Raw genomic sequence first — 24,444 nt, forward strand, 5'->3', positions numbered from 1 at the left:
CTCGTTACCCGTACCGGACGGGCCCGAGGGTGAGTGCATGACCCTGTCCTCCCCACCCGCCGCCTCCCCACCCGCTGTCGCCCCGGTCGCCGCCGTGCCCGCGCCGCACCGGTTCCCGCCCCGTACGGGACGGCTGCTCACCGTCGTGCTCACCGGTCAGTTCATGGCGCTGCTCGACGTCTTCATCGTGAACGTCGCCGCCCCCACGATCCGTACCGACCTCGGCACGTCCGCCGCCCAGCTCCAACTCGTCGTCGCCGGCTACACGATCACGTACGCCGTCCTGCTGATCACCGGCGCCCGCCTCGGCGGCCGCTACGGGCCCGGCCGTCTCTACCTCGCCGGGCTCTCCCTCTTCACCGTCGCGTCCCTGGCCTGCGGCCTGGCCGGCAGCACCGGGGCGCTGATCACCGCGCGCGCCGTCCAGGGCGTCGGCACCGCGATGATGACGCCGCAGGTCCTCAGCCTGATACAGCGGACGTTCACCGCCCAGGCGCGGGCGCGGGCGCTGACGTACTTTTCCGCCGTGCTCGCCACCGGCGCCGCCTCCGGGCTGATCGTGGGCGGCGTCCTGCTCGACGCGGACCTCTTCGGCCTCGGCTGGCGCTCGGTGTTCCTGGTCAACGTGCCGATCGGGCTCGTGCTCCTCGCGGCGGGCGCCCGCGTCCTGCCGCTGTCCCGCGCGGGCACCGACCGTACGCGGGGCCTCGACCCGGTGGGCATCGTGCTGCTCAGCGCGGTCGTGCTCCTCGTCACCGTGCCGCTGGTGCTGGGGCAGGAACGCGACTGGCCCGCCTGGTGCTTCGCCTGCTTCGCGGGCGGCGCGCTGCTCGCGGCGGCCTTCGCCGCGTACGAGGTGCGGCTCGCGCGCTCCGGCGGCCAGCCCCTCATCTCGCCCCGCGTGCTGCGCACCCCCGGTGTCCTGCCGGGCGCGGCGGGGGTGCTGCTGACGATGGTGGTGAACGGCGGCGTCACGTTCACGCTCTCGCTGCACGCCCAAGGCTCCGCCGCCGGGGGCGGTCTCGCGTACTCGGCGCTCCACTGCGGGCTGACGTTCCTCCCCATGGCGACCTGCTACGGCCTGATCTCCCTGTACTGGCGCCATCTGCCCGCGCGCCTGCACAACCTGCTCGCCCCTGCGGGCTTCCTGCTGGCAGCGGCCGCCCTGGCCGCCACCGCCCTGCTGCTGCGCGACGGCGACGGTGTGGGCCCCGCGGTGCTCGTCGCGTACGCGGTCGCCGGCCTGGGGATGGGCCTCGCGTACGCGCCGACCCTGGCCCGTACGCTCGGCTCCGTCCGCCCGGAGGACGCACCCGACGCGAGCGGTATCACGGTGCTGTGCACGCAGCTCGGCATGCTCGTGGGCATCGCGGCGATCGGCACCGTCTTCTTCAACCGCGCGGAGGCCACCGGGTCCTCGGCACAGGCGCTGGGGCCGACCCTGGCGGTGCTCGCGGTGACGGCCGTGGTGGGTGCGGCGGCCGGTGCGCGGCGGGGCGTGAAGACGCCCTGAAGGGCGGCTGGGGAGCGTATATCGATCCCGTCTCCCTTCCGTGGAGGCGGGATCTTCCGCTTATCGCCCCGTCGTTGCCGTGGCACAATCCGGGTAGACGCGGGGCGGCGGGAGCCCTGGCCGACGAGGGGTACGCCACGTGAGCACGGCCCACGACAGAGGGTGGAGCTGAGCGCTCTTGGGTGCACACAGCAGGAAGTGCGACTGGTGCGGGACGGGCACGCCCATCGTCCGCGATCTCCAGCCGGTCAACACGTCCTACCAGTACTGGTGCGTGGAATGCGCCCGCGCGCTGATCATCAAGGGCGACCCGATCGAGGTCTACCGCGAGCTGGAGGGCGAACCGATCTACGGCCGCCTGCTGGACGAGCACTGCGCGCTGAAACGCTTCTACTCCTTCGCCAGCGTCTGACCCCCGCCCCCCTCCTCCACGGATTTGGCATCAGCCCCCGGGGAGTGTGTAAAGTAGGGATCACCGCGAGGGGGAGACCCGGAGCGGAGCAGGACAAGGGGCTATAGCTCAGTTGGTAGAGCGCTTGCATGGCATGCAAGAGGTCTGGAGTTCAATTCTCCATAGCTCCACAGGTCAGAGGCCGCCTCCCGCGAGGGAGGCGGCCTCTTTCGTGCGCCGAGTTCCTGCCCGCGGGACATTTCGAAGATCCTCCAAGGGTTCACGTGCGCGCCCCGCCCGGTCCTAGCGTGCCGCACCATGAGGAAACGAACACTGACCGCGGCCGTGGCGACCGGCCTGTTCACCGCGCTCGCGGCATCGCCCGCGCACGCGGCCGACTACTACCGGTTCTGCAGCACCACCGGGGCGTCCGGCAGCATCACGGCGGACGTCGAGCGCATGGGCGAGGCCGGCTACCCGGACTACTACGCCAGCGCGCGGACGAACGTCAACGACACCTCGGCCGACGGCCACCACGTCCGCGTACGGATGGTGATCGGCCTCGCCGACGGGACGAACCTCCACTCCGACTGGCGAAGGAACACGGCCGGCTCCGGCACGAGCGCCTCCGGCACGGTGGACATGGGCTTCTACGGCACCTTCGAGGCGATCGCGGTACAGGTCGCACGCTACGAGGGCGACACTTTCCTGAACTCCTGCACGGCCTGGTCATGACCCACAGGGGGTCCCCGCGCCGGGCGGGGACCCTTCCCGGCGCCGCGGCCACAGAAAACGGCGAGTTCATCCGGACGTAAGCCTGTGTCCCCGATCGCGGGGGATCTGTATCCACACGTCATGTGCCTGCGGGCATGAACAGTGTCACCCGGGTCTGATGCGAGCAGCGGGGCCCGGTCTGTGCCGTGGAGGCAGGTGGGTGGACAGGATCGACGGGGCGCAAGTCACCGGTCTCAGACAGGAGTTCGTGGCGGACGTTCTCGTGGACGATGTCCGGCTCGGTCGTCTGACCGTGGCACCGGCCGACCGTGTCACCGATGATCTGGGTCTCTGGCTCACCTACTCCTTCAGGCTGCGGTCCGGCGCCGTGGTCGTGCTCGCCCGGGCACATCCGTACATGCCGACGCCTGGATATGTCCTGACGACCGTCTCCGCGGCCGGACACGAAGCGCTGCTGGCGGAGTTCCTGGCGGAGGCAGGGCTGGGTGACGAGGCTGTCAGCCATGCGTCGTTCTGGAGCGTCGAGGGCTGACCCGGTGGGCCGGTGCCGAGTCGTGTGCGGGTCCGACCGGGTAAAGCGGTGGGCGGGGAGGTGTGGGGGCGGGCAGACTGTTGTGTGTGGGGCATATTGATGTTGCCGGTGTGAGTTACGCGCTGGCCGATGGGCGGCCGTTGTTGTCGGATGTCTCGCTGCGTGTCGGTGAGGGGCAGCGCACGGCGCTTGTCGGGCCGAACGGGGCGGGCAAGACCACGCTGCTGCGTATCGTCGCCGGTGAGGTCGCCCCGCACGAGGGGGCCGTCACGCGGTCCGGTGCGCTCGGTGTGATGCCGCAGGACGTCGGGGCCGGCTGCGCGCTCGTCCGCGACCTGCTGCTGAGCCTCGCGCCCCCCGCTGTCCGCGACGCGGCCAGGGTGCTCGACGCCGCCGAGCTGGCCATGATGGAGTCGGACGCCGAGCCCGTCCAGCTCGCCTACGCCCAGGCCCTGTCCGACTGGGGCGACGCGCAGGGGTACGAGGCCGAGGTCCTCTGGGACGTGTGCTGCCAGGCCGCGCTCGGCCTGTCGTGGGAGCGGGCGAGGTGGCGCGAGGTCGCGTCGCTGTCGGGCGGTGAGCGCAAACGGCTCGCGCTGGAGGCCCTGTTGCGCGGCCCGAGCGAGGTCCTGATGCTCGACGAGCCGGACAACGCGCTCGACGTTCCCGGCAAGCGGTGGCTGGAGGAGCGCCTCGGGGAGTCGCCGAAGGCCGTGCTGCTCGTCAGCCACGACCGCGAGCTGCTCGCCCGCACCGCCACCCGCATCGCGACGCTCGAACCCGGCCCGGCCGGTGCCGGGCTGTGGGTGCACGGCGGCGGCTTCGCCACGTACGCCGACGGCCGCGCCGAGCGGATCAGCCGCCTGGAGGAACTGCGGCGCCGCTGGGACGAGGAGCACGCCAAGATCCGCCAACTTGTCGTCACCCTGGGGCAGAAGGCGAAGTTCAACGACGGCATGGCGTCCCGCTACCAGGCCGCCCAGACCCGGCTGCGGCGTTTCGAGGAGGCGGGGCCGCCCGAGGCCGTGCCGGTGAAGCAGCGGCTCGGGATGCGGCTGCACGGCGGCCGTACGGGGAAGCGCAGCGTCGTCTGCGAGCGGCTCGCGCTGCCGGGCCTCGTCGAACCGTTCGACCTGGAGGTGCACTTCGGGGACCGGGTGGTGGTCACCGGCCCCAACGGGTCCGGGAAGTCGCACCTGTTGCGGCTGCTCGCGCTCGGCGGCACCGACCCGGACACCGAGCACCTGCCGGTCGGCGACGACCTGCCCGACCCGGTCGCGGCCACCGGTGCGGCGCGGCTGGGGGCGCGCGTGCGGCCGGGGTGGTTCCGGCAGTCGTCGGCGGCGGCCGCCGGCATGGAGGGCCGGACGCTGCTCGACGTGCTGCACCGGGGCGAGGGCCCGCGCCGGGGGATGGCGCGCGAGGAGGCGTCGCGCGCCCTCGACAGGTACGGCCTCGCGAAGTCGGCCGAGCAGCGCGTCGGGAGCCTGTCGGGCGGGCAGCGGGCGCGGTTCCGCATCCTGCTGCTCGAACTGTCGGGCGCCACCCTGTTGTTGCTGGACGAGCCGACCGACAACCTCGACCTCGACTCGGCGGAGGCGCTGGAGGACGCGCTCGGGCTGTTCGAGGGGACGATCGTGGCCGTCACGCACGACCGCTGGTTCGCCCGCTCGTTCAACCGCTTCCTCTTCCTGCGCGAGAACGGCTCGCTGGTCGAGACGACCGAGCCCGTATGGGACGACCGCGCGGTGGACGCCCGCCGCTGACCGGCACGGGAGGCCGACCGATGTACGCGACACCGCTGGGGGACGACGGGGCCGAGCTGCGCCCGCTGGAGCCGTGGCGGGCCGGGGAGTTCCTGGCGCACATGGACCGCGCGCGGGACTTCGTCGGGCGGCGCAACGGCCTGCCCGACATCGTCACCGACCTGGAGTCCGCCCGCGCGTACCTGCTGTCGTACGCCGAGAAGGCCGCCGCCGACGCCGGGCGGCTGGACGGCATCTGGGCGGACGGGACGCTCGTCGGCGGCGTCCTGCTGCGGACGATGGACACCGCGCAGGGCACGGCCGAGGCGGGCTGCTGGCTGGAGGAGGCGGCGGTCGGGCGGGGGCTGGTGACGCGGGCGGCGCGCGTGCTGATCGACTGGGCGGTGGAGGAGCGGGGCGTGCACCGCGTGGAGTGGTGGGTGATGGCGTCGAACGGGCCGAGCATCGCCGTCGCGCGGCGGCTCGGGATGACGCGGGACGGTGTGCTGCGGGAGAGCTACCTGCGGCACGGCGAGCGGCACGACATGGAGATCTGGTCGGTCCTGGCCCCGGCCTGGCGGGCGGCGCGCGCCAGGCCCGTTCCGGCCGCCGGGCCTGGAACCGCGTGATTGGCGACGCTCGTCTTCCGAGGCGGTAGGGAACGCCAGGGCGGGGCGATCAGGAGGCTGACGTGGGACGGGCATCTGATTGGTCTCCGGTGGGGATGGATTCTGATCCGACGCCGGGTGATCCGGAGGAGGTGCGGCTGCTGGCGGATGAGTTGCAGGCGTTCTCCGATGATGTGGCCGAGGCGCTGGGGAAGGTCCGGGGGCTTGCGTCGGATCGTGCGGTGCAGGACTGGGCGGGCCTGTCGGCGGAGGCGTTCCGGTCCGAGTTCGATGGTGTGCCGGGGAATCTGGAGAAGCTGCGGGATTCCTACGATCTGTGTGCGCAGGCGTTGGGGACGTACTGGCCGAAGTTGCAGGCGGCGCAGGGGCAGGCTGACCGCGCGCTGGACCGGGCGATCGCGGCGCAGGCTGATCTGGCGTCGGCGCAGGGTGCGTTGGGGGATGCGCAGGGGTGGGTGTCGCGGGCTGGTGAGGAGGCGGAGCGGCTTCAGCGGGAGGGGGAGCGGGCGGGTGCGCCTGCGCCGGAGGAGAGCGAGGTGCGTGCGGCGACGCGGGATCGGCAGGCGGCTGATCAGGCGCGGGAGTCTGCGCAGGCCCGGGTGGATACGGCGCAGGACTCTTTGGATGCGGCGCGGGAGTTGGCGCGGCAGGCCAGGGAGATGCGTGAGGAGGCTGCGCGGGAGGCGGCGCGTGACATCGACGAGGCCTCGGACGCGGGGATCCAGAACCGTAAGTGGTGGCAGAAGGCGGTTCATTGGGTCACGGAGAACTGGGACACGATAGTTGACGTGTGCAAGGTGATCGTCGCCGTCCTCGGGGTGGTGGTGATGATCATCGGCGGCCCGCTGGCGTGGGTGGTGTTGGCGGCGGCGCTGGTGGTGCTGGCGGACACGCTGGTCAAGTACTCCAGAGGCGAAGCAGGCCTCCTCGATGTCGCGTTCGCGGCGCTGGACTGCATCCCGGGGATGAAGGGGCTCACGACACTGGGTGGGCTCGCCCGAGGTTTGAGAGGTGGGCTCGCCGCCGCCCGCACCGGCCTGCGCGGCATGGCCGGCGGTATCCGGCGCATCGCGGGACGCGGCAGGCGGTCCCTCGACGATGCCCCCGCCGGGACGTACGACCGCCCCCGAGACGGCATTTGCAGGGGCGGCACCGACCCCGTGGACATGGCCACCGGCCGCATGTTCCTCGCCCAGACCGACCTCACCCTCCCGGGAACGCTCCCGCTCACCGTCACCCGCCGTGTCGAGTCCGGCTACGGCGCGGGGTTCTGGTTCGGCCCCGCGTGGTCCTCGACCTTCGACCAGCGCCTGGAGATCAACGCCGAAGGCATCGTCCTCGTCACCGAGGACGGCATGCTGCTGCCCTACCCGCATCCCGTCGACGGACCGGTGCTCCCCGACGGAGGCGCGGGCCCCCACCGGCCGCTCGACTGCCTCCCGGACGGCGGTTACACGGTGCGCGACCCCCTGACCGGCCGCACCCACCACTACGCGCCGCCCACCGGCGCCGGGCTCGCCCCGCTGCTGCGGATCGCCGACCGCAACGGCAACACCATCGACTTCGAGTACGACGAATGGCTCGCCCCCACCGCCCTGCGGCACTCGGGCGGTCAGCTGGTCCGCGTCACGACCGACGGAAGCCGCGTCACGTCCCTCGCCCTCGAAGACGCCGCCGGCCGGACGACGCAGGTCAAGCGCTACGGCTACGTGGACGGCGACCTGGCCGAGGTCACCGACTCCGCCGGGCACACGCTGGCCTTCACCTGCGACACCAACCACGACGTCACCGGCTGGACCGACAGCAACGGCCACGGATACACCTACCGGTACGACGACGTGCACCGCTGCGTCGCCCAGGGCGGCGAGGCAGGGCACTTCGCGCACACCCTCACGTACGACGGCACCGACCCGGCGTGGCCCGGTGCGCGCGTCACCACGCTGACCAGCGCCGCGGGCGCAGTGTCGCGCTACGTCGTGGACGCACGGACCGACGTCATCGCCCAGATCGACCCCCTGGGGAACGTCTCCCGCACGGAGTTCGACGCCCGCCACGAACCCGTGGTCCAGACCGACCCGCTGGGCAACACCACACGCATCACACGGGACGACCGCGGCAGACCGAGCAGCGTGGAGCACCCGGACGGCGGCACCACCGTCTACACCCACGACGAACTGGACCAGGTCGTACGGGTCGTCCTGCCGGACGGCACCGCGTGGACACGCGAGTACGACGAGCGCGGCAACTGCACGGCGATCACCGACCCTACGGGCGCCGTCACCCGCTTCGCGTTCGGCGCCACCGGCGGGCTCGCGGCCGTCACCGACCCGCTCGGTGCCACGACCCGCGTGCGCTGCGACGCCGCCGGCCGGGTCACCGAGGTCACCGACCCGCTGGGCAACACGTCCCGCCGCGCCCACGACGCGTTCGGCCGTGTCGAGCGGATCACCGATCCGCTCGGCGGCGTCACCCGCCTGTGGTGGTCGCCGGAAGGCCGCATCACCCGCTGCGTGTTCGCGGACGGCGCCGAGGAACGCTGGGCCTACGACGGTGAGGGCAACTGCGTCCGGCACGTCGACGCGACGGGCCGGGCACGGGAGTTCGCCTACTCCCACTTCGACACCCTCGTCGAGCAGAAGGACGCGGACGGCGCGGTGCACCGGTTCGCCTACGACGCCTCGCTCCGGCTCACGGAAGTCACCGGCCCGACCGGACTCACGTGGACGTATCGCTACGACGCCGCCGGGCGCCTGCGTGAGGAGACGGACTTCGACGGCCGCCGCACCGTGTACGCGCACGACGCTGTCGGCCGGACGGTCGAGCGCGTCAACGCCGCCGGACAGCACGTCCGTTACACGTACGACCGGCTCGGCCGCCGGACGGCGCGGACCACGGACGGGCGCGAGGAGACGTACGGCTACGACCGGGTCGGCAGGCTCGTCGCCGCGGAGGGCGACGGCTGCCGGGTCGAGATCCGCCGGGACGCGGCCGGCAGGGTGCTGGCGGAGACGACGAACGGCCGGACCGTCGCGTTCACGTACGACGCGGCGGGGCGGCGCACCGGCCGCACCACCCCGGCGGGGAACACCTCCTCCTACGGGTACGACGACGCCGGCCGCAGGACCTCCCTCACCTCGGCCGGGCGGACTGTGGCCTCGGAGCACGACGCCGCCGGTCACGAGGTCGTCCGGCGGGTCGGTGACGCGTTCGCGCTGGCGCAGGAGTGGGACCCCGCCGGTCGGCTGGTCGCGCAGGCGCTGGACAACGGCGCCCTCGGCCGGGGGTTCACCTACCGGGCGGACGGCTTCCTCACCTCGGTCCGCGACGCCGGGCGGGAGACGTCCTACGCGCTCGACGCCGTGGGGCGGGTCACGGGCGTCAGCGCAGGGGCGTGGACCGAGACGTACGCGTACGGCCCGACGGGCGACCAGGTGCGCGCCGACTGGCCGTCCGGCGCACCCGGCGCACCCGGCGCCGGGGGGCGCGGCGGGCGCGCCTACACCGGGACGCGGCTGGAGAGCGCCGGGTCGGTCCGCTACGAGACGGACCCGGCCGGGCGCAGCGTCGTGTGCCGGAAGAAGAAGCTGTCGGGCGGCACCGACGTGTGGCGCTACGAGTGGGACGGTGTGGACCGGCTGTCCCGCCTGGTCACGCCGGACGGGACGGTCTGGCGGTACGCGTACGACCCGTTCGGCCGCCGCGTCGCCAAGGAGCGCCTGGCGGGTCCCGCGGATGCCGTCGCGGAGACGGTCCTGTTCGCCTGGGACGGGCACCTCCTCGTGGAGGAGACCGTGACGCACGGCGGTAGCGGCGGCCACCAGGTGTCCCTGACCTGGGAGCACCAGGGGCTCCAGCCCGTGGCGCAGGTCGAGCGGGTCACGGAGGAGACCACGCAACGGGAGATCGACGCGCGGTTCTTCGCCGTGGTGACCGACGCCGTCGGCACGCCCACGGAACTGGTGGGCGCGGCGGGGGAAGTGGCGTGGCAGGCGCGCTCGACGCTGTGGGGCGTCACCTCCTGGCGGCGGGGCGCCACCGCGTACACCCCCCTGCGTTTCCCCGGCCAGTACTTCGACCGGGAAAGCGGCCTCCACTACAACCTCCACCGCTACTACGACCCGGTGGCCGGCCGCTACTCGTCCCCCGACCCCCTGGGGCTCGGCCCGTCGCCCAACCCGATGTCCTACGTGTCCAATCCGCACACGTGGGCGGACCCGCTGGGCCTGACGCCGGGTTGCGGCGACCTCGGTGACGACTGGGTGCCGCTGGACATCAACAACCCGGCGAACTGGAACGGCTGCGAGGACGTCGCCGTCGCCATCCAGCAGCATCTCGGCGGCGGTACCCGCTACCGCATCAGCAACGCAATCCCGCATCCCCTGGCGGAGAACTTCGCGATGGGGCCCTACCGGGGGGCCGAGCCGGGGTGGTTCCACCATGACGTCCTCGTCCACCAGGACCGCGTCTACGATGGCTTCACCGGCAGGCACGGTCTGTCACGCGACGAGTACAACGCATTGTGGAGTCCGGACTACCTGGACATCCTGCACTGGAGGCCACTCGATTGAGACTTGACGAGGTCGTGCCGCACCTGGCGCGGCGGCCGGGAATGTTCGGGGTGGACGGGGCGTACGCCACCCATGTCGCCTTCCTGCACGGGTTCGCGGCAGGCGGTGGCGGGGAGTCCATGGGGCGTTACCGTGCGTTCCTCGTGGCCCGGCTGGGGACGGGGGGAAACCTCGGCTGGGACGGGCTCGTGCTCCGCCTCGCCTTCCCCGGCGACCCCGCCCGCTGGGACCCGCGGGCGGCGCGGGGGGAGGACGAGGAGCGCGCGGCCGTCCGTACGCTGCTGGGGACCCTGGAGGACTTCCTGCGTGAGGACGCCGCCGGGGGGCGGTGACGTCGGTTTTCGCCGGTGGGCGTGGCGGGGCCGTGCGGTACCCTGGCGCCATGCGTGCCGCACGCCTCCTGCTTACGCGGCCGTGCTGACGAACGACGAACGGTGAGCGACGTCAGCACGGCGGACCCCTCCTGCGCGAGGGGTTTTTTCATGGCGTGGCAGTGACGACCGATGGAGCTTCGAAGACGATGAGCGAGACACACAAGTACGACGCCGCCCTGGCCGGTGAGATCGAAGCGCGCTGGCAGGACTACTGGGAGGCGAACGGCACGTACGAGGCGCCCAACCCGTCGGGCGGGCTGGCGGGCGACGCGGAGGTGGCGGCGCGCCCCAAGCAGTTCATCATGGACATGTTCCCGTACCCCTCGGGCGCCGGGCTGCACGTCGGCCACCCGCTGGGGTACATCGCGACGGACGTGTACGCCCGATACCGCCGCATGACCGGGTACAACGTCCTCCACACCCTGGGCTTCGACGCCTTCGGCCTGCCCGCCGAGCAGTACGCCGTCCAGACCGGCACGCACCCGCGCGTCTCCACCGAGGCGAACATCGCGACGTACCGCACGCAGCTGCGCCGCCTGGGCTTGGGCTACGACCAGCGCCGCTCGTTCGCCACGATCGAGCCCGAGTACTACCGCTGGACGCAGTGGATCTTCCTGCAGATCTTCCACTCCTGGTACGACGCCGACGCCGGGCGGGCGCGGCCGATCGCCGAGCTGGTGGAGCAGTTCGCCTCCGGCCAGCGCGCGACGCCGGACGGGCGCCCCTGGGACGCGCTGAGCGCCGCCGAGCGCGAGGACGTGCTGGGCGGGCACCGCCTGGCGTACGCGTCCGACGCGCCCGTGAACTGGTGCCCGGGGCTGGGCACGGTCCTGGCCAACGAGGAGGTCACCGCCGACGGGCGCTCCGAGCGCGGCAACTTCCCGGTCTTCAAGTCCCGCCTGCGGCAGTGGAACATGCGGATCACCGCCTACGCGGACCGGCTGATCGACGACCTGGACACGGTGGACTGGCCCGAGGCCATCAAGCTCCAGCAGCGCAACTGGATCGGCCGCTCGCACGGCGCGCGGATCGACTTCCGCGTCGGCGACGACGCCGTCACCGTCTTCACCACCCGGCAGGACACCCTGTTCGGCGCCACCTACATGGTGCTCGCGCCGGAGCACCCGCTGGTGGACGCGGTCGTCCCGGCCGCCTGGCCGGAGGGCACGCGGCAGGCGTGGACCGGCGGGCACGCGACCCCGGCCGGCGCCGTGGCCGCCTACCGCAAGCAGGCCGCCGGGAAGTCGGACGTCGAGCGGCAGGCCGACGCGCGCGAGAAGACCGGTGTCTTCACCGGCGCCTACGCCGTCAACCCCGCCAACGGCGAGCACATCCCCGTCTTCGTCGCCGACTACGTGCTGCTGGGCTACGGCACCGGCGCGATCATGGCCGTCCCGGCGCACGACACCCGCGACTTCGCGTTCGCGCGCGCCTTCGACCTGCCGATGCGCTGCGTCGTGCGCCCCGACGACGGGCGCGGCACCGACCCGGCGGAGTGGGACGACGCGTACGCCTCCTCGGACGCGGAGATCGTCAACTCGGCGGGCGAGGGCGTCACGCTGGACGGCCTGTCCGTCGCCGACGCGAAGGCGCGGATGACGGAGTGGCTGGCCGCGTCGGGGCTGGGGGAGGGGACGATCAACTACCGGCTGCGGGACTGGCTGTTCAGCCGCCAGCGGTACTGGGGCGAGCCGTTCCCCATCGTGTACGACGAGGACGGCGTCGCGCACGCGCTGCCCGAGTCGATGCTGCCGCTGGAACTGCCGGAGGTGGACGACTACTCGCCGCGCACGTTCGACCCCGACGACGCCGACACCCGGCCGGAGACGCCCCTGTCGCGCAACGAGGCGTGGACCCATGTCACCCTCGACCTGGGTGACGGGCCGCGGAAGTACCGCCGCGAGACCAACACCATGCCGAACTGGGCCGGTTCGTGCTGGTACCACCTGCGCTACCTGGACCCGCGCAACGACCGGACGCTCGTGGACCCCGAGATCGAGCGGTACTGGATGGGCCCGCGCGAGGGCGCGTCCACCGGCGGCGTGGACCTGTACGTCGGCGGCTCCGAGCACGCCGTGCTGCACCTGCTGTACGCCAGGTTCTGGCAGAAGGTGCTGTTCGACCTGGGCCACGTGTCCTCGGCCGAGCCGTACCACAAGCTGTACAACCAGGGCATGATCCAGGCGTACGTCTACCGCGACGCGCGCGGCTTCCCCGTGCCCGCCGCCGAGGTCGCCGAGGGCGCGGACGGCACCTGGACGTGGCAGGACGAGCCGGTCAGCCGCGAGCTGGGCAAGATCGGCAAGTCGCTGAAGAACGTCGTCTCGCCCGACGAGGTGTTCGCCTCCTACGGCGCCGACACCCTGCGCCTGTACGAGATGGCCATGGGCCCGCTGGACATGTCCAGGCCGTGGGAGACCCGCGCGGTCGTCGGCCAGTACCGGCTGCTCCAGCGCCTGTGGCGGAACGTGCTGGACGAGGTGACGGGCGAGGTGACGGTCGTTGACACCGCCCCCGACGACGCCACGCTGCGCGCCACGCACAAGGCCGTGGACGGCGTGCGGCAGGACCTGGCGGCGCTGCGGTTCAACACGGCGATCGCCAAGATCACCGAGCTGAACAACCACGTCACGAAGCTGCCGTCCGTCCCGCGCGCGACCGCAGAGGCGCTGGTCCTGCTGGTCGCGCCGCTCGCCCCGCACATCGCGGAGGAGCTGTGGCGGCGCCTCGGCCACGAGGGCAGCGTCACCACCGCCGACTTCCCGGTGGCGGACCCGGCGTACCTGGTGGACGAGACGGTGACGTGCGTCGTCCAGGTGCGCGGCAAGATCAGGGCGCGCCTGGAGGTGCCGCCCGCGATCACGGACGCCGAGCTGGAGGCGCAGGCGCTGGCCGCCCCGGCGGTCGTCGCGGCGCTCGGCGGGGCCGAGGTGCGCAAGGTGATCGTGCGCGCGCCGAAGCTGGTCAACATCGTTCCCGCCTGATCGGCGCTGATCGTCCGGATCGTCCCGCCGCGTTCCGGCCGTGCGGCCCTACTCTTGGGAGAGCACGGCCGGAGACGGCGGACGGCGGATGTGAGGTGGGCCGGACATGGAGATCGCCATCGCCGGGGTACTGGCGCTGACGTTCCTGGTGTTCGTGCTGCTCGTCGTGCGCGGTGCGCGCGCGGTGCGGCGCGGAGTGGACACGGCGCGGCGCGAGGTGCGCCGCACGGTGTCCGACGTCAAGCTGACGGCGCGCTCCGTGCAGCCGGGCGTGGTCGGCGAAGCGGCGCGCGTACGCAAGGAGTTGCGTGCCTCGCTGGAGAGCACCCGCGTCACGCTCCAGGGCGGCGCGGTGGACGACCCGGCGCTCGGCGAGGCGCTCGCGCTCTTCGGGCAGCTGGAGGACCACGGGCGGCAACTCGACGCCGAGCTGACGGCGCTGACCGAAGCCGAGCCCGACCGCACACGGATCGCCGCCCGGCTGCCGGAACTGCGCGACCGCGTCACGCGCGTACGCCACTCCGCCGACGCCCTGCGCTTCGCCGCGCAGGACCGCGCCCGGCGGCACGAGGGGCTCGACGCCGACGCACTGCACGAGCGCATCGGCATGGAGGCGGAGGCCCTGCGGCACTGGGCCCCCGCCGGTGAGCCGCCGCCGCAGGTCGATCCCGGCGAGGCCCGCGCCGAGCTGCCGGGGCGGCTGCGCAAACGCCGGCCGAGGTGACGGGCGGCGGATCGGATGGGGTGGGGCGGGCGGCGCCGGGTACCCTCCGGTTCATGTCCCGTTCAGTCGCCATCGTCACGGATTCCACGGCCTACCTGCCGCGCGCGCAGGCCGCCAGGCACGGCATCACGGTCGTGCCGCTCGCCGTCGTCCTCGGCGGCGAGGCGCTGGAGGACGGCACCGGGGAGACGGCGCGGCGGCTGACGGACGCGCTGGAGCGGCGGCAGGCGGTGACGACGTCGCGGCCCGGGCCCGAGGTGTTCGCGGCGGCCTACCGGGAGGCGGCGGAGGCGGGGGCCGAGGAGATCGTCTCGGTGCACCTGTCGTCGGAGATCTCCGGCACGCACGACGCGGCGCTGATCGCGGCGCGGCGGGCGCCCGTTCCCGTCACGGTGGTGGACACCGGGCTGATCGCGATGGCGCTCGGCTTCTGCGTGCTGGCGGCGGCCGAGGTCGTCGCGGCGGGCGGCTCGCCGGAGGAGGCGGCGGCGTCGGCGCGGAAACGGGCCGGTTCGGCGGGCGCGTACTTCTACGTGGACACGCTGGAGCACCTGCGGCGCGGCGGCCGGATCGGCGCGGCGCAGGCGCTGCTCGGCTCGGCGCTCGCGGTGAAGCCGCTGCTCGAACTCAAGGGCGGGCGCATCGAGTTGCGGGAGAAGGTGCGGACGGCTTCGCGGGCCATCGCGCGGCTTGAGGAACTGGCCGTCGAGCACGCGGGGAACGGGCCGGTCGACGTCGCGGTGCACCACCTGGCGGCGGAGGAACGGGCGGCGCAGCTCGCGGAACGGCTGGCGCGGCGGCTGCCGGACGTGGCGGAACTGCACGTCAGCGAGGTGGGCGCGGTGCTGGGCGCACACACGGGTCCCGGGCTGCTGGGGGCGGTCGTCTCACCGCGGTGAGGCCGGGGGGCACTCAGGCGGGCGGGGCGCCCAGGTCCTTGGCGAAGCAGCGGGCGAACGGCTCGGAGACGTACTTCCCGAACGACGCGGTCGGCGCGTAGCCCTCGGCGGTGTAGAGCGCGCCCGCCGCGTCGTTCTCGACGCCGGTGGCGAGGAGCAGCCGGGTGTGGCCGGCGGCGCGGGCGTGGCGTTCCAGCTCCCTGAGCAGGACGCGGGCCAGGCCGCCGCGCCGGGCGGCGGGGGCGACGTACATCCGCTTGATCTCGGCCGTGCCGGGGACGCCCGTGGGCTGGACGGCGCCGCAGGCGACGGCGTGGCCGTCGCGGACGGCGACGAGGCAGACGGCCTCGGGGTGCAGCGGCGTGCGGCCCTGGGCGCCGTAGCGGCGGACCAGTTCGGCGAACGCGTCGGCGAGGAGGGCGGCGAGGTCGGGGTCGTCGGGGGTGCGCTGTTCGACGAGCATGGCGGGATGGTACGGCGGAGGGCCGTGGGGCGGGAGGGGTCCCGGCCCACGGCCTGTGTGGAGGTGGTGTGCGGGTCAGTCGTCGTCGCCGTCGTCGTCCTGGTCGTCGGCGTCGTCGCTGTCGTCGGAGTCGTCGGAGTCGTCGGAGTCGTCGGAGTCGTCCCCGTCGTCGTCGGCGCGCGCGGTCACGTCGCCGGTGGCGAGGTCCACGCGCACCTCGTGTTCGGTCCCGTCCTCGGCGCGCAGCTCCAGCTCCCAGGCGCCGTCGTCGAGGGAGGCCTCGCGCAGCGTGCCGGAGGTCTCCTCCTGGGCGAGGCGGATGGCGGTGGCGGCGTCGGTCGCGCCGTCCTCGGCGAGCGCGCGGGCCTCGTCCAGGTCGTCGCTGTCGTCGTCCCCGTCGTCGTCGCCGTCGTCGTCCGTGCCGGTCCCGCTGCCGAGGACCTCGCCGCCGTCCTCGGCGACGCGGACGCGGTACCACTCGCCGTCGTCGCCGTAGATGTCGATCTCCCAGCCGAGCACCCGGTCGCGGTCGCGGTCCAGCTCGACGTCGGTGACGGCGCCCGCGTGCTCGGCGAGCGCGGTGGCGACGGCCCGTTCGGCGGCGGAGGCGTCACCGGCCGGCGCGGCCCGGCCGCCGTCGTCGGCGGTGTCGGTGCCCCCGGTGTCGTCCCGGCTGTCGTCCCGCGAGTCGTCCGCCGTGTCGTCGGCGCCCGCGTTCAGGGCGGACAGTGACCCGTTCGAGGCCGTCGTCCTGACCTCACCGCCGTCGTCCCCGGTGGCCAGCGCGGCTCCCGCGAGGCCACCGCCCGCGATCACGGCGCCCGCGGCGGCGACAGCGATGATGGTGTTCCGCTTCATGACAGTCCTCCCGTTTCGTCCCGGCTCTCGGTGCCGATGGAAGAACTGTGGCCGACCGACGCTGAAGCGGACCTGAAGGCACCTGAAGATCTCTTCAGGTGTCCTTTGCCAAGCTGGGTCCATGCGCGTGCTGATCGTGGAGGACGAACGGCGCCTCGCCCTGTCCCTCGCCAGAGGGCTCACGGCCGAGGGCTTCGCCGTCGATGTCGTGCACACCGGGACGGACGGCCTGCACCTGGCGACGGAGAACAGCTACGACCTGGTCATCCTCGACATCATGCTGCCCGGCATGAACGGTTACCGTGTCTGTGCGGCCCTGCGCGCGGCCGGTGACGAGACGCCGATCCTGATGCTCACGGCGAAGGACGGCGAGTACGACGAGGCCGAGGGCCTCGACACCGGCGCGGACGACTACCTGACGAAGCCGTTCTCGTACGTCGTCCTCGTCGCCCGCGTCCGGGCCCTGCTGCGCAGGCGCGGCGGGCGCGGCGCGTCGCCCGAGCTGCGCGTCGGCGGGCTCACCGTGGACCGCGCCACCCGCCGCGTGACCCGGGAGGGGGTCGAAGTGACGTTGACCGCGAAGGAGTTCACCGTGCTGGAGTATCTGGCGAGCCGGGCGGGCGAGGTCGTCTCCAAGGCGGAGATCCTGGAACACGGCTGGGACTTCGCGTACGACGGCGACCCCAACATCGTGGAGGTCTACGTCAGCGTGCTGCGGCGCAAGCTCGGCCCCGGGCTGATCACGACGGTGCGCGGCGCCGGTTACCGGCTGGCGGCGACCGGTGGGTAGCGTCCGGGCGCGCACGGCCGTGGGCGCCACCGTCGTCGTGGCGCTGGCGCTGCTGGCGGCGGGCCTGTTCATGCTGAGCGCGCTGCGGGACAACGTGGGGCAGCAGGTCGGCCTCCAGGCGGAGGTCACGGCCAGGGACGTCGCGGGCCGCCTCGTCACGGACACCGAGATCGCCGACCTCGACCTGGGGATCGACGTGCCGGTGCAGGTCGTGGACCGGGACAGCGGCGCGCTGCTCGCCGCGACGGAGGACCTGGAGGCGATCTCGGGGACCGGCACCGGGGAGGTGGTGGCGCGGGCGCCGGCCGCTCCCGCGCGTGACGTGCCCGCGACGGCGCCGCCGGACGACGACGGTGACGGTGACGACGACGGCGACGACAGCGGCGACGACAGCGGTGACGACGACGGCGCCGACGACCAGGGCGGCGGCGGCACGGCCCTCGCCCCCGGCGAGGTCGCCGACGACATCAGGTCCGGCAGCGGCAGCGCCGTCATCGACGGCGAGTCCCGCGACTACCGCTTCGCCGCCCTCGACCTGACCACCCCGCGCGGCACCGACGTCGTCGTCTGGGCGGGCGCACCCCTCGGCCTGGAGCAGGTGGCGGTGGACAGCGTGCGCGACTCCCTCGTCACGGGCCTCCCGTTCGTCCTGCTCGTCGTTGCGGGCGCCACCTGGCTGCTGACCCGCCGCGCGTTCCGCCCGGTCGAGGGCATCCGCCGCGAGATGGACGCCATCACGCACTCGGGCGACCTCAGCCGCCGCGTCCCGCAGCCGGCCACGCGCGACGAGATCGGCCGCCTCGCCACGACCACCAACGAGACCCTGGCCGCCCTGGAGTCCTCGGTGGAACGGCAGCGGCGCTTCGTCGCCGACGCCTCCCACGAGCTGCGCAGCCCCATCGCGTCGCTGCGCACCCAGCTCGAAGTGGGCCAGGCGCACCCGGAGCTGCTGGACGTCCCCGGCGCCGTGCAGGACACCGTACGGCTCCAGGCGCTCGCCGCCGACCTGCTGCTCCTCGCCCGCCTCGACGCGGGGGAGCGACCCGCCGGGAAGCCCGTGCGGCTGGGGACGCTCGTCGCGGACGAGGTGGCGCAGCGCGTGGGCGACCGGCACCCGGTGCGCGTCACCGGCGACGGCGGGGACCCGGTCGTCACGGGCTCGCGGACCCAACTGGCCCGTGTGCTGGGAAACCTGCTGGACAACGCGCAGCGGCACGCGGCGGGCGCGGTCCGCGTCGCGGTGCTGCGGCGCGACGGGGCGGCGGTGGTCGAGGTCGCGGACGACGGGGCGGGTGTGCCGGAGGCGGACCGCGAGCGGATCTTCGAGCGCTTCGTGCGCCTGGACGACGCCCGTAGCCGCGACGAGGGCGGCGCGGGCCTGGGCCTGGCGATCGCCCGCGACGTGGCCGCACGCCACGGCGGCACCCTCACCGTCACCACGGCCCCCGAGGGCGGCGCCCTCTTCACGCTCCGCCTGCCCCTTGCGTCAGGGTAGTTCCGGGGCCTGCTGCCGCAGCCACGCGCCGAGCGTCGCGTAGTCGTCGCCGGTCAGGCCGTGGCGTGGGTCGACGCGGTGGAGGAGGGCGGGGGCCGGGTGGTGCGTGGTGACCCAGGTGCGGTCGGCGGCGGTGAGTTCGTCGTCGGCCCAGGCGAACGGTCGTCCCGCCGCCCAGGTGACGAGCGCCCGGGTCTTCCAGTGCAGCCCGTTCCACGTGTCCAGCGCGTCGAGGTCCGACGGCTCGGGCCATGGGACGACGGGCAGCGGCGGCAGGCCGAGGAGGGGGGCGAGGCAGTCGTTCGCGTCGTCGCCCCAGGTGGTCGCCCACACCGGCTCGCACGCGAGGGCGGCGAGCCGGGGGCCGTGGTGGGGGGCGAGCCGGTTCAGCAGGGGGTTTCCCGCCCCTGCTGGTGCCGGGTGCCGCGCGGGCGTCGCGCCGAACGGGATCAGCGGCCCGTCCACGTCGAGGAACAGCAGCGGGCGCCGCGCGGGGCTCGTCACCGGTGGGAGAGGACGTTGACCACGCGGCCGGACGGGTCGCGGGTGAAGAAGCGGCGGACGCCCCAGTCCTCGTCCTGGAGGGGGTGCACGATCTCCGCGCCGCTCGCGACGACCGCCTCGTAGACGGCGTCCACGTCGTCCACCTCGACGCTCATGTCGGGGGTGACGGGGGCCGTCTGGTCGTGGCTCATCACGCTCACCTGCGCCGCCGGGACGGTGGGGGAGGCGAGGGTCATGATCCAGCCGTGGTTCATCACCTCCTCGAAGCCGAGCAGGCCGTAGAACTCCCGGCTCTCCCCGGCGGCCTCGGAGCGGATGTTGGGCACGACGCGGCGGACCGGCATGGAAGCCTCCCCTGTGAGATGCGGATCACTGCCGCCACCCTAGTCAGCGGCCCGGGGCCCTCCTCGGCCAGGCCGGGGGCAGGTGTCACGTTCCGTGGAGGTGAGGGCTTTGGCGTTGGGGCCGTCCGGGTGGTAGCAAGGGGGTGAGGGTGGCGTTCACCTGCGGCGCGGTGGCCGGGGAGCGGCCGGGGCGGATCGCCCGCCGTCCTCACCCACCGTGACACCGTCTGGGAGGTAGGACATGGCGCTCTCCGGTACCGATCCGGACGGCACGCTGGAACGGCTCCTCGCCGTCGTCGGCGCGGGCGCGCTCGAACTGTTCGCCGCCCCGCAGGGCCTCGGCGCCCGTGTCCAGGGCGTGACCGTCTGGGACGCGCAGGAGCCGGAGCTGCCCGCCGGGCAGGTCGTGCTCGCGGTGGGGATCGACCCGCAGTCGCACGCGGCCGTGGACCTGGTGCGGCAGGCGGGCCGGTCGGGCGCGGTGGCCGTCGTGTTCCGGCAGACGCGGCCGGGCCCGCCGGGCGGGGCGCTGCGGGCGGCGGCCGACGAGGCGGGTGTCGCGGTCCTCTTCCGTACGGCGTGGGTCGGCTGGGCGCAGCTCGTCGGTTCGGCGCGCGCGTGGCTGGCCGCCGCCGGGATCCCGGCGGACCCGGAGATCGAGCAGGTCGCGCTCGGCGACCTCGACGGGCTGGCGGAGGCGGTCGCGGCGCTGGTCGGCGGCGCGGTGACCATCGAGGACGTGCACTCGCGCGTCCTCGCCTACTCGACGACCGACGCGGACGTGGACGAGCTGCGGCAGCTGACGATCCTGGGCCGCCGCGTGCCGCAGTGGCGCGTGGCGGCGCTGCGCGAGGCCGGGTTCTTCTCGGCGCTGTGGGCGTCGGGCGACGTCGTGCACCGGCCCGCCGAGGGCGCGGTGCCGGAACGGCTGGCGGTCGCCGTCTCGGCGGCCGGGGAGATCCTCGGCTCGATCTGGGTCGCGGCGGCGGGCGGCCCGCTGCCGCCCGGCGCGTCCGACACGCTGCGCGCCGCCGCGCGCGCCGCCACCCCGCACCTGCTGCACCACCGGTCGCGGCGCGCGGGCGAGGCGCGCCTGACGCAGGACGCCGTACGGGCGCTGCTCGACGGGAACGGGCAGGTGGACCAGGTGGACATGGCGGCGGTGCGGATGGCGCTGCCGTCGGACGGGCCGTGCGCCGTGCTGGCCGTGTGCGCCGGGGCCGGGACGGGGGAGAGCCCGGGGCGGCTCCAGGATCTGCTGGCGCTGCACTGCGCGGCGTACGGGCACCAGGCCGTCGTCGTCCCGTCGGGGCGTGACGCGCTGGTGCTGGTCGGCGACCTGGCGGCGGACGCGGAACGGGCCGCCGCGCAGGTGGGGCAGCGCGCGTCGTTCCTGGCGCAGCAGCTCGGGGCGGTGTTCGGCGCGTCGGTGCGCATCGGGGTCGGGGAGGTCGCGGCGCGTCTCGAACAGGCGGCGGCGTCGCGGCGTACGGCGGAGCTGGCGGTGCGGGCGCTGCGGTTCGCCGAGTCGGGGCGCGTCATCGCGCGCGTGGGCGAACTGACGGAGGCCGTCGCCCTGTTGCGGGTGTCGGAGGCGTTGCGCGGCGCGGAGCTGCCCGCCGGTACGCCGGTGGCGCGGCTGCTGGCGATGGACGCGCGGCACCGGGGCGACCTCGTGGAGACGCTGCGCGCCTACCTGGACCACTTCGGGGACATGCCCGCCGCGTCGCGTGCGCTCGGCGTGCACCCCAACACGTTCCGCTACCGCGTGCAGCGGCTGCGCGACAAGTGCGGCATCGACCTGGGCAGTGCGGACAGCCGCCTTCTCGCGCACCTCCAGCTGCGGCTGCTGGAGCGCGAGCCGGGCTGCGGCCCCTGACGTCCGTCCCCCCGCACGAAGACCGGCCCGTGCGTGGTGCCACTGCACAGGCGGGGCGCCCCGGGCCGTACGGCTTGGACGCGCGCACGGTGCCGTGCCGCGAATCCCGTCCGGACGCATGAAGACGCACGCGGGCCACTGCGTGCAGCATGAACGCACCTCTCGTCCTGGGCACGACAGCCGGACGGTGAGCCAAGAAGACCCCCACAGGACGTCATATAAGTGTGACGCGTGAAAGGTGCGGTGTGAACGACTTCCAGGCGGCGAAGCGGCGCGAGGACATCCTGCGTGCCGCCGTCCACCGGCGGCTCCTCGATCCCGAGGACGCCCTGCTGGCCGGTTTCCTCGACCTCGACGGCGTCGGGGCGACGGTGACCGCGCTGCACGACGCGTTCGCCGGGACCGCCGCGCCCGTCCTCCACACCTTCGCCGCCAAGGCGAACAGCCTGATACCCGTCCTCGCCGAACTGCGCCGCCTCGGCATGGGCTGCGAGGTCGCCAGCCCCGGCGAGCTGGCGCAGGCGCTGGCCGCCGGGTTCGCGCCCGAGCGGATCGTGCTGGACTCCCCGGCCAAGACGCGTGCCGAGCTGGCCCACGCGCTGGACCTCGGCATCGCCGTCAACGCCGACAACTTCCAGGAGCTGGAGCGCATCGACGCCCTCCTGGCCGCGCGGGAGACCCCCAGCGCCTCGCGGCTCGGCGTCCGCGTCAACCCGCAGGTCGGCAGCGGCTCCATCGTCGCCATGAGCACGGCGACGGCCACCTCCAAGTTCGGGATCACCCTGCGCGACGAGGGGAACGAGGAGCGGCTCGTCCGCGCCTACCTCGACCGCCCCTGGCTGACCTGGCTGCACACCCACGTCGGGTCGCAGGGCGTGCCGCTCGCGCGGATCGCCGAGGGCGTCGCCGCGGCCGTCGCGTTCGCCGACAAGGTGAACGCCGCCGCCGGGCGCCGCCAGATCACCGGCATCGACATCGGCGGCGGCCTGCCCGTGAACTTCGACGGCGACGAGGTGACCCCCACGTTCGCCGACTACGTGGCCGCGCTGCGCGCCCACGCGCCCGCGCTGTTCGACGGCGGGTACGAGATCGTCACCGAGTTCGGCCGCTCCCTGCTCGCGAAGAACGGTTTCATCGCCGCGTACGTCGAGTACACCAAGAGCGCGGGCGGACGCCCCATCGCCATCTGCCACGCCGGGGCCCAGGTCGCCACCCGCACGGTCTTCGCCCCCGACTCGTGGCCCCTGCGCGTCTCCGCGCACGACCCGACCGGCACCGCCAAGACCGGCGAGCCCGTCGCCCAGGACATCGCGGGCCCCTGCTGCTTCGCCGGCGACCTCGTCGCCCAGGCCCGCCCGCTGCCGCCCGTCGATCCGGGCGACATCGTCACCCTCCTCGACACGGGCGCCTACTACTTCTCCACCCCCTTCCACTACAACAGCCTGCCCGAACCGGCGGTCCACGGCGTGCGCCGCGACCCCTCGGGCGGCCTCCGGTTCGAGACGCTGCGGTCCGCCCAGACCGTCGAGCAGCTGCTCGCCACCGTCATGGACCCAAGGAGCACCACATGAGCGACACGAACCTCGCCACCGACCGGGCGGCGCGGAAGACGGAGCCGAGACCGCCCACCGCGACCGGCCCGTCCCCGCTGCGCCGGAACATACGGAACGGCACCGCCGCCGCCGGACTCCTCCTGTCCGCCGCGGTCGGCCCGTTCGTGGACGGCGCCACGCTGTGGGGCCTCACACCGATCGTCCTGTACGCCGCGCTCGCCCTGCTCGGCATGGACATCATGGTCGCGACGGTGACGGCCATCGTCTCCGCGCTGCTGATCCTCCAGCCGAGCCCCAAGGGCATCGGCGACCTGCTCGGCACCTCGCTCGCCGACCAGGTGACGATGATCGGCCTGGTCATCATGCTCGGCGCCGGTGTCGGCGAGGTCCTGCGCACCACCGGCGTGGCCGCGACGATCGTGCGCGGCGTCATGCGGCTGGTCGGCGAGACGAACAGGACGGCGGTCACGTTCGGCGTGATCCTGTCCTGTCTGGTCCTCGTCGCCAGCCTCGGCACGCTCGCCGGCGCCCTGGCCATCGCCGCGCCGCTGCTGCTGCCGATCGTGGCCCGCCTCGGCTTCACGCGCTCGGCGACCGCGTCGATGATGTTCATCGGCGGCTGCGCGGGCCTCGCGCTCGCGCCCTTCGCCGGGTCGAACGTCGCCATCATGGACGCCGCCGAGGTCGGCTACCTCAAGTACCTGCTGTACGGCGCCGGGCCGCTCGCCGTCCTGTCGGTGATCGCCGGTCTGCTGATCACCCCGTGGATGCAGCGCCGCACCGAGAACACCGGCGACGACTACGAGGGCGAGGGCTTCGAGGAGGACCGGCCCGGCGACCGTCACAGCTCCCGCGCCACCGCCGTCTTCGGCATCGTCCTGGTCGCCAGCGTCGTCTACGCGATCATCTCCGAGGCGGGCACCGCGTTCCCGCTGCTCGCGCTGCCCGCCATGGGCGTCGCCGCCGGTCTCGCGGGCGGGCAGACGCCGACCGAGGTGGCGAAGACGATGTACGCGGGCGCCGGGCGGCTCGTGGACGTCTTCCTCCTCTTCTGGCTGCTGGCCGCGCTGTTCCTGGCGGTGGACGGGCTCGCGCCGTTCCAGGTCATCCTCGACACGTGGGGCGACAGCCTCGGCGGCCTGTCCCCGTTCGTGTTCGCGCTGGTCATCGCGCTGCTCGGCTGGGTGGGTGTGCCGGGCGCGACGGCCGCGCAGGTGGTGCTGCTCGACCAGGTCTTCGGCTCGCTCGCGGGCGATGTCGGCGTGGGCGTGGGCGCCTGGGTGGTCGTGCTGCTCTTCGCCTCGAAGGCCGACACGTACGGGCCCTTCCCGAACGCCAACATGGTCGGCTCCATGGGCCTGGCGCGCTCCACCCGGCTGAACAACATGATCCTCACCGGCTTCCTGGTCCTGATACCGGTCTGCGTGATGTACGCCGGAATCCTGCTGGTCGAGACGCTCTAGC

20 protein-coding genes and 1 tRNA gene are annotated in these 24,444 nt (G+C 73.6%); 17 read left to right on the top strand and 4 right to left on the bottom strand.

Features of this window, described 5'->3' with window-relative positions:
- Positions 1-37 precede the first annotated feature (37 nt).
- The 12 genes from ACIBPC_RS02640 to ACIBPC_RS02695 all read left to right on the top strand — a co-directional run bounded on the left by ACIBPC_RS02640 (position 38) and on the right by ACIBPC_RS02695 (position 15,094).
- Positions 38-1,513 (top strand): MFS transporter, encoded by a 1,476-nt coding sequence (locus tag ACIBPC_RS02640; protein WP_398840762.1) that lies wholly within the window; start codon positions 38-40, stop codon positions 1,511-1,513.
- Between the two features lie 178 nt (positions 1,514-1,691).
- Complete coding sequence (locus ACIBPC_RS02645; protein WP_362955566.1) at positions 1,692-1,925, top strand: hypothetical protein; 234 nt, start codon at positions 1,692-1,694, stop codon at positions 1,923-1,925.
- Positions 1,926-2,022: 97 nt separating this feature from the next.
- Positions 2,023-2,095 (top strand) — tRNA-Ala (locus tag ACIBPC_RS02650).
- Between the two features lie 127 nt (positions 2,096-2,222).
- Positions 2,223-2,639 carry a hypothetical protein gene (locus tag ACIBPC_RS02655; RefSeq protein WP_362955569.1) on the top strand — a complete coding sequence of 139 codons (417 nt, stop codon included), beginning with the start codon at positions 2,223-2,225 and terminating at the stop codon, positions 2,637-2,639.
- Between the two features lie 199 nt (positions 2,640-2,838).
- Positions 2,839-3,171 carry a hypothetical protein gene (locus ACIBPC_RS02660; RefSeq protein WP_362955572.1) on the top strand — a complete coding sequence of 111 codons (333 nt, stop codon included), beginning with the start codon at positions 2,839-2,841 and terminating at the stop codon, positions 3,169-3,171.
- An 86-nt stretch (positions 3,172-3,257) separates the two neighbouring features.
- On the top strand, positions 3,258-4,937 hold the full coding sequence (locus ACIBPC_RS02665; protein WP_398840763.1) for an ABC-F family ATP-binding cassette domain-containing protein: 1,680 nt from the start codon (positions 3,258-3,260) through the stop codon (positions 4,935-4,937).
- Positions 4,938-4,957: 20 nt separating this feature from the next.
- On the top strand, positions 4,958-5,545 hold the full coding sequence (locus ACIBPC_RS02670) for a GNAT family protein (RefSeq protein ID WP_362955577.1): 588 nt from the start codon (positions 4,958-4,960) through the stop codon (positions 5,543-5,545).
- A gap of 95 nt (positions 5,546-5,640) precedes the next feature.
- On the top strand, positions 5,641-10,113 hold the full coding sequence (locus tag ACIBPC_RS02675; protein WP_398840765.1) for an RHS repeat-associated core domain-containing protein: 4,473 nt from the start codon (positions 5,641-5,643) through the stop codon (positions 10,111-10,113).
- Complete coding sequence (locus ACIBPC_RS02680; RefSeq protein ID WP_362955583.1) at positions 10,110-10,445, top strand: hypothetical protein; 336 nt, start codon at positions 10,110-10,112, stop codon at positions 10,443-10,445. The genes ACIBPC_RS02675 and ACIBPC_RS02680 overlap by 4 nt, the downstream gene beginning before the upstream one ends.
- Before the next feature lie 188 nt (positions 10,446-10,633).
- Positions 10,634-13,471 carry a leucine--tRNA ligase gene (leuS, locus tag ACIBPC_RS02685; protein WP_398840768.1) on the top strand — a complete coding sequence of 946 codons (2,838 nt, stop codon included), beginning with the start codon at positions 10,634-10,636 and terminating at the stop codon, positions 13,469-13,471.
- A 106-nt stretch (positions 13,472-13,577) separates the two neighbouring features.
- A complete protein-coding gene (locus ACIBPC_RS02690) occupies positions 13,578-14,195 on the top strand; it encodes a hypothetical protein (RefSeq protein WP_362955589.1) in 618 nt (205 codons plus the stop codon).
- A 53-nt stretch (positions 14,196-14,248) separates the two neighbouring features.
- Entirely contained in the window at positions 14,249-15,094 is an 846-nt protein-coding gene (locus ACIBPC_RS02695) for a DegV family protein (protein WP_362955592.1), read from the top strand.
- 13 nt (positions 15,095-15,107) lie between these two features.
- Here ACIBPC_RS02695 and ACIBPC_RS02700 read toward each other — a convergent pair whose 3' ends face one another.
- Together ACIBPC_RS02700 and ACIBPC_RS02705 are read right to left on the bottom strand one after the other, a co-directional pair.
- Positions 15,108-15,557: a GNAT family N-acetyltransferase gene (locus tag ACIBPC_RS02700; protein WP_398840770.1), complete on the bottom strand. Its 450-nt coding sequence runs from the start codon at positions 15,555-15,557 to the stop codon at positions 15,108-15,110.
- A gap of 75 nt (positions 15,558-15,632) precedes the next feature.
- Complete coding sequence (locus ACIBPC_RS02705; protein WP_398840772.1) at positions 15,633-16,415, bottom strand: PepSY domain-containing protein; 783 nt, start codon at positions 16,413-16,415, stop codon at positions 15,633-15,635.
- A gap of 121 nt (positions 16,416-16,536) precedes the next feature.
- Between ACIBPC_RS02705 and ACIBPC_RS02710 the strand changes: the two genes are divergently transcribed.
- On the top strand, positions 16,537-17,205 hold the full coding sequence (locus ACIBPC_RS02710) for a response regulator transcription factor (RefSeq protein ID WP_398840774.1): 669 nt from the start codon (positions 16,537-16,539) through the stop codon (positions 17,203-17,205).
- Positions 17,198-18,700, top strand: a complete 1,503-nt coding sequence (locus tag ACIBPC_RS02715) for an ATP-binding protein (RefSeq protein ID WP_398840776.1) — start codon at positions 17,198-17,200, stop codon at positions 18,698-18,700. Before ACIBPC_RS02710 ends, ACIBPC_RS02715 begins: the two co-directional genes overlap by 8 nt.
- Here ACIBPC_RS02715 and ACIBPC_RS02720 read toward each other — a convergent pair.
- Positions 18,692-19,204 (bottom strand): hypothetical protein, encoded by a 513-nt coding sequence (locus ACIBPC_RS02720; protein WP_398840777.1) that lies wholly within the window; start codon positions 19,202-19,204, stop codon positions 18,692-18,694. The genes ACIBPC_RS02715 and ACIBPC_RS02720 overlap by 9 nt on opposite strands.
- On the bottom strand, positions 19,201-19,548 hold the full coding sequence (locus ACIBPC_RS02725; RefSeq protein ID WP_398840779.1) for a VOC family protein: 348 nt from the start codon (positions 19,546-19,548) through the stop codon (positions 19,201-19,203). Before ACIBPC_RS02725 ends, ACIBPC_RS02720 begins: the two co-directional genes overlap by 4 nt.
- 241 nt (positions 19,549-19,789) lie before the next feature.
- Here ACIBPC_RS02725 and ACIBPC_RS02730 point away from each other — a divergent pair, with 241 nt between their 5' ends.
- From ACIBPC_RS02730 to ACIBPC_RS02740, 3 genes are all read left to right on the top strand, one after another.
- On the top strand, positions 19,790-21,427 hold the full coding sequence (locus ACIBPC_RS02730; protein ID WP_398840780.1) for a PucR family transcriptional regulator: 1,638 nt from the start codon (positions 19,790-19,792) through the stop codon (positions 21,425-21,427).
- Between the two features lie 245 nt (positions 21,428-21,672).
- Positions 21,673-22,998 (top strand): diaminopimelate decarboxylase, encoded by a 1,326-nt coding sequence (locus ACIBPC_RS02735; RefSeq protein ID WP_362955614.1) that lies wholly within the window; start codon positions 21,673-21,675, stop codon positions 22,996-22,998.
- Entirely contained in the window at positions 22,995-24,443 is a 1,449-nt protein-coding gene (locus ACIBPC_RS02740; RefSeq protein WP_398840783.1) for a Na+/H+ antiporter NhaC family protein, read from the top strand. Before ACIBPC_RS02735 ends, ACIBPC_RS02740 begins: the two co-directional genes overlap by 4 nt.
- Position 24,444: the final 1 nt, after the last annotated feature.

Origin of the sequence: Streptomyces sp. NPDC049879, from assembly GCF_044461265.1 — a bacterium.
Lineage (GTDB): Bacteria > Actinomycetota > Actinomycetes > Streptomycetales > Streptomycetaceae > Streptomyces.

Coding starts and splice junctions, on each gene's coding strand:
- ACIBPC_RS02640 (WP_398840762.1), top strand. CDS start 38: ATGACCCTGTCCTCCCCACCCGCCGCCTCCCCACCCGCTGTCGCCCCG.
- ACIBPC_RS02655 (WP_362955569.1), top strand. CDS start 2,223: ATGAGGAAACGAACACTGACCGCGGCCGTGGCGACCGGCCTGTTCACC.
- ACIBPC_RS02670 (WP_362955577.1), top strand. CDS start 4,958: ATGTACGCGACACCGCTGGGGGACGACGGGGCCGAGCTGCGCCCGCTG.
- ACIBPC_RS02675 (WP_398840765.1), top strand. CDS start 5,641: ATGGATTCTGATCCGACGCCGGGTGATCCGGAGGAGGTGCGGCTGCTG.
- leuS (WP_398840768.1), top strand. CDS start 10,634: ATGAGCGAGACACACAAGTACGACGCCGCCCTGGCCGGTGAGATCGAA.
- ACIBPC_RS02690 (WP_362955589.1), top strand. CDS start 13,578: ATGGAGATCGCCATCGCCGGGGTACTGGCGCTGACGTTCCTGGTGTTC.
- ACIBPC_RS02695 (WP_362955592.1), top strand. CDS start 14,249: ATGTCCCGTTCAGTCGCCATCGTCACGGATTCCACGGCCTACCTGCCG.
- ACIBPC_RS02700 (WP_398840770.1), bottom strand. CDS start 15,557: ATGCTCGTCGAACAGCGCACCCCCGACGACCCCGACCTCGCCGCCCTC.
- ACIBPC_RS02705 (WP_398840772.1), bottom strand. CDS start 16,415: ATGAAGCGGAACACCATCATCGCTGTCGCCGCCGCGGGCGCCGTGATC.
- ACIBPC_RS02710 (WP_398840774.1), top strand. CDS start 16,537: ATGCGCGTGCTGATCGTGGAGGACGAACGGCGCCTCGCCCTGTCCCTC.
- ACIBPC_RS02725 (WP_398840779.1), bottom strand. CDS start 19,548: ATGCCGGTCCGCCGCGTCGTGCCCAACATCCGCTCCGAGGCCGCCGGG.
- ACIBPC_RS02730 (WP_398840780.1), top strand. CDS start 19,790: ATGGCGCTCTCCGGTACCGATCCGGACGGCACGCTGGAACGGCTCCTC.
- ACIBPC_RS02740 (WP_398840783.1), top strand. CDS start 22,995: ATGAGCGACACGAACCTCGCCACCGACCGGGCGGCGCGGAAGACGGAG.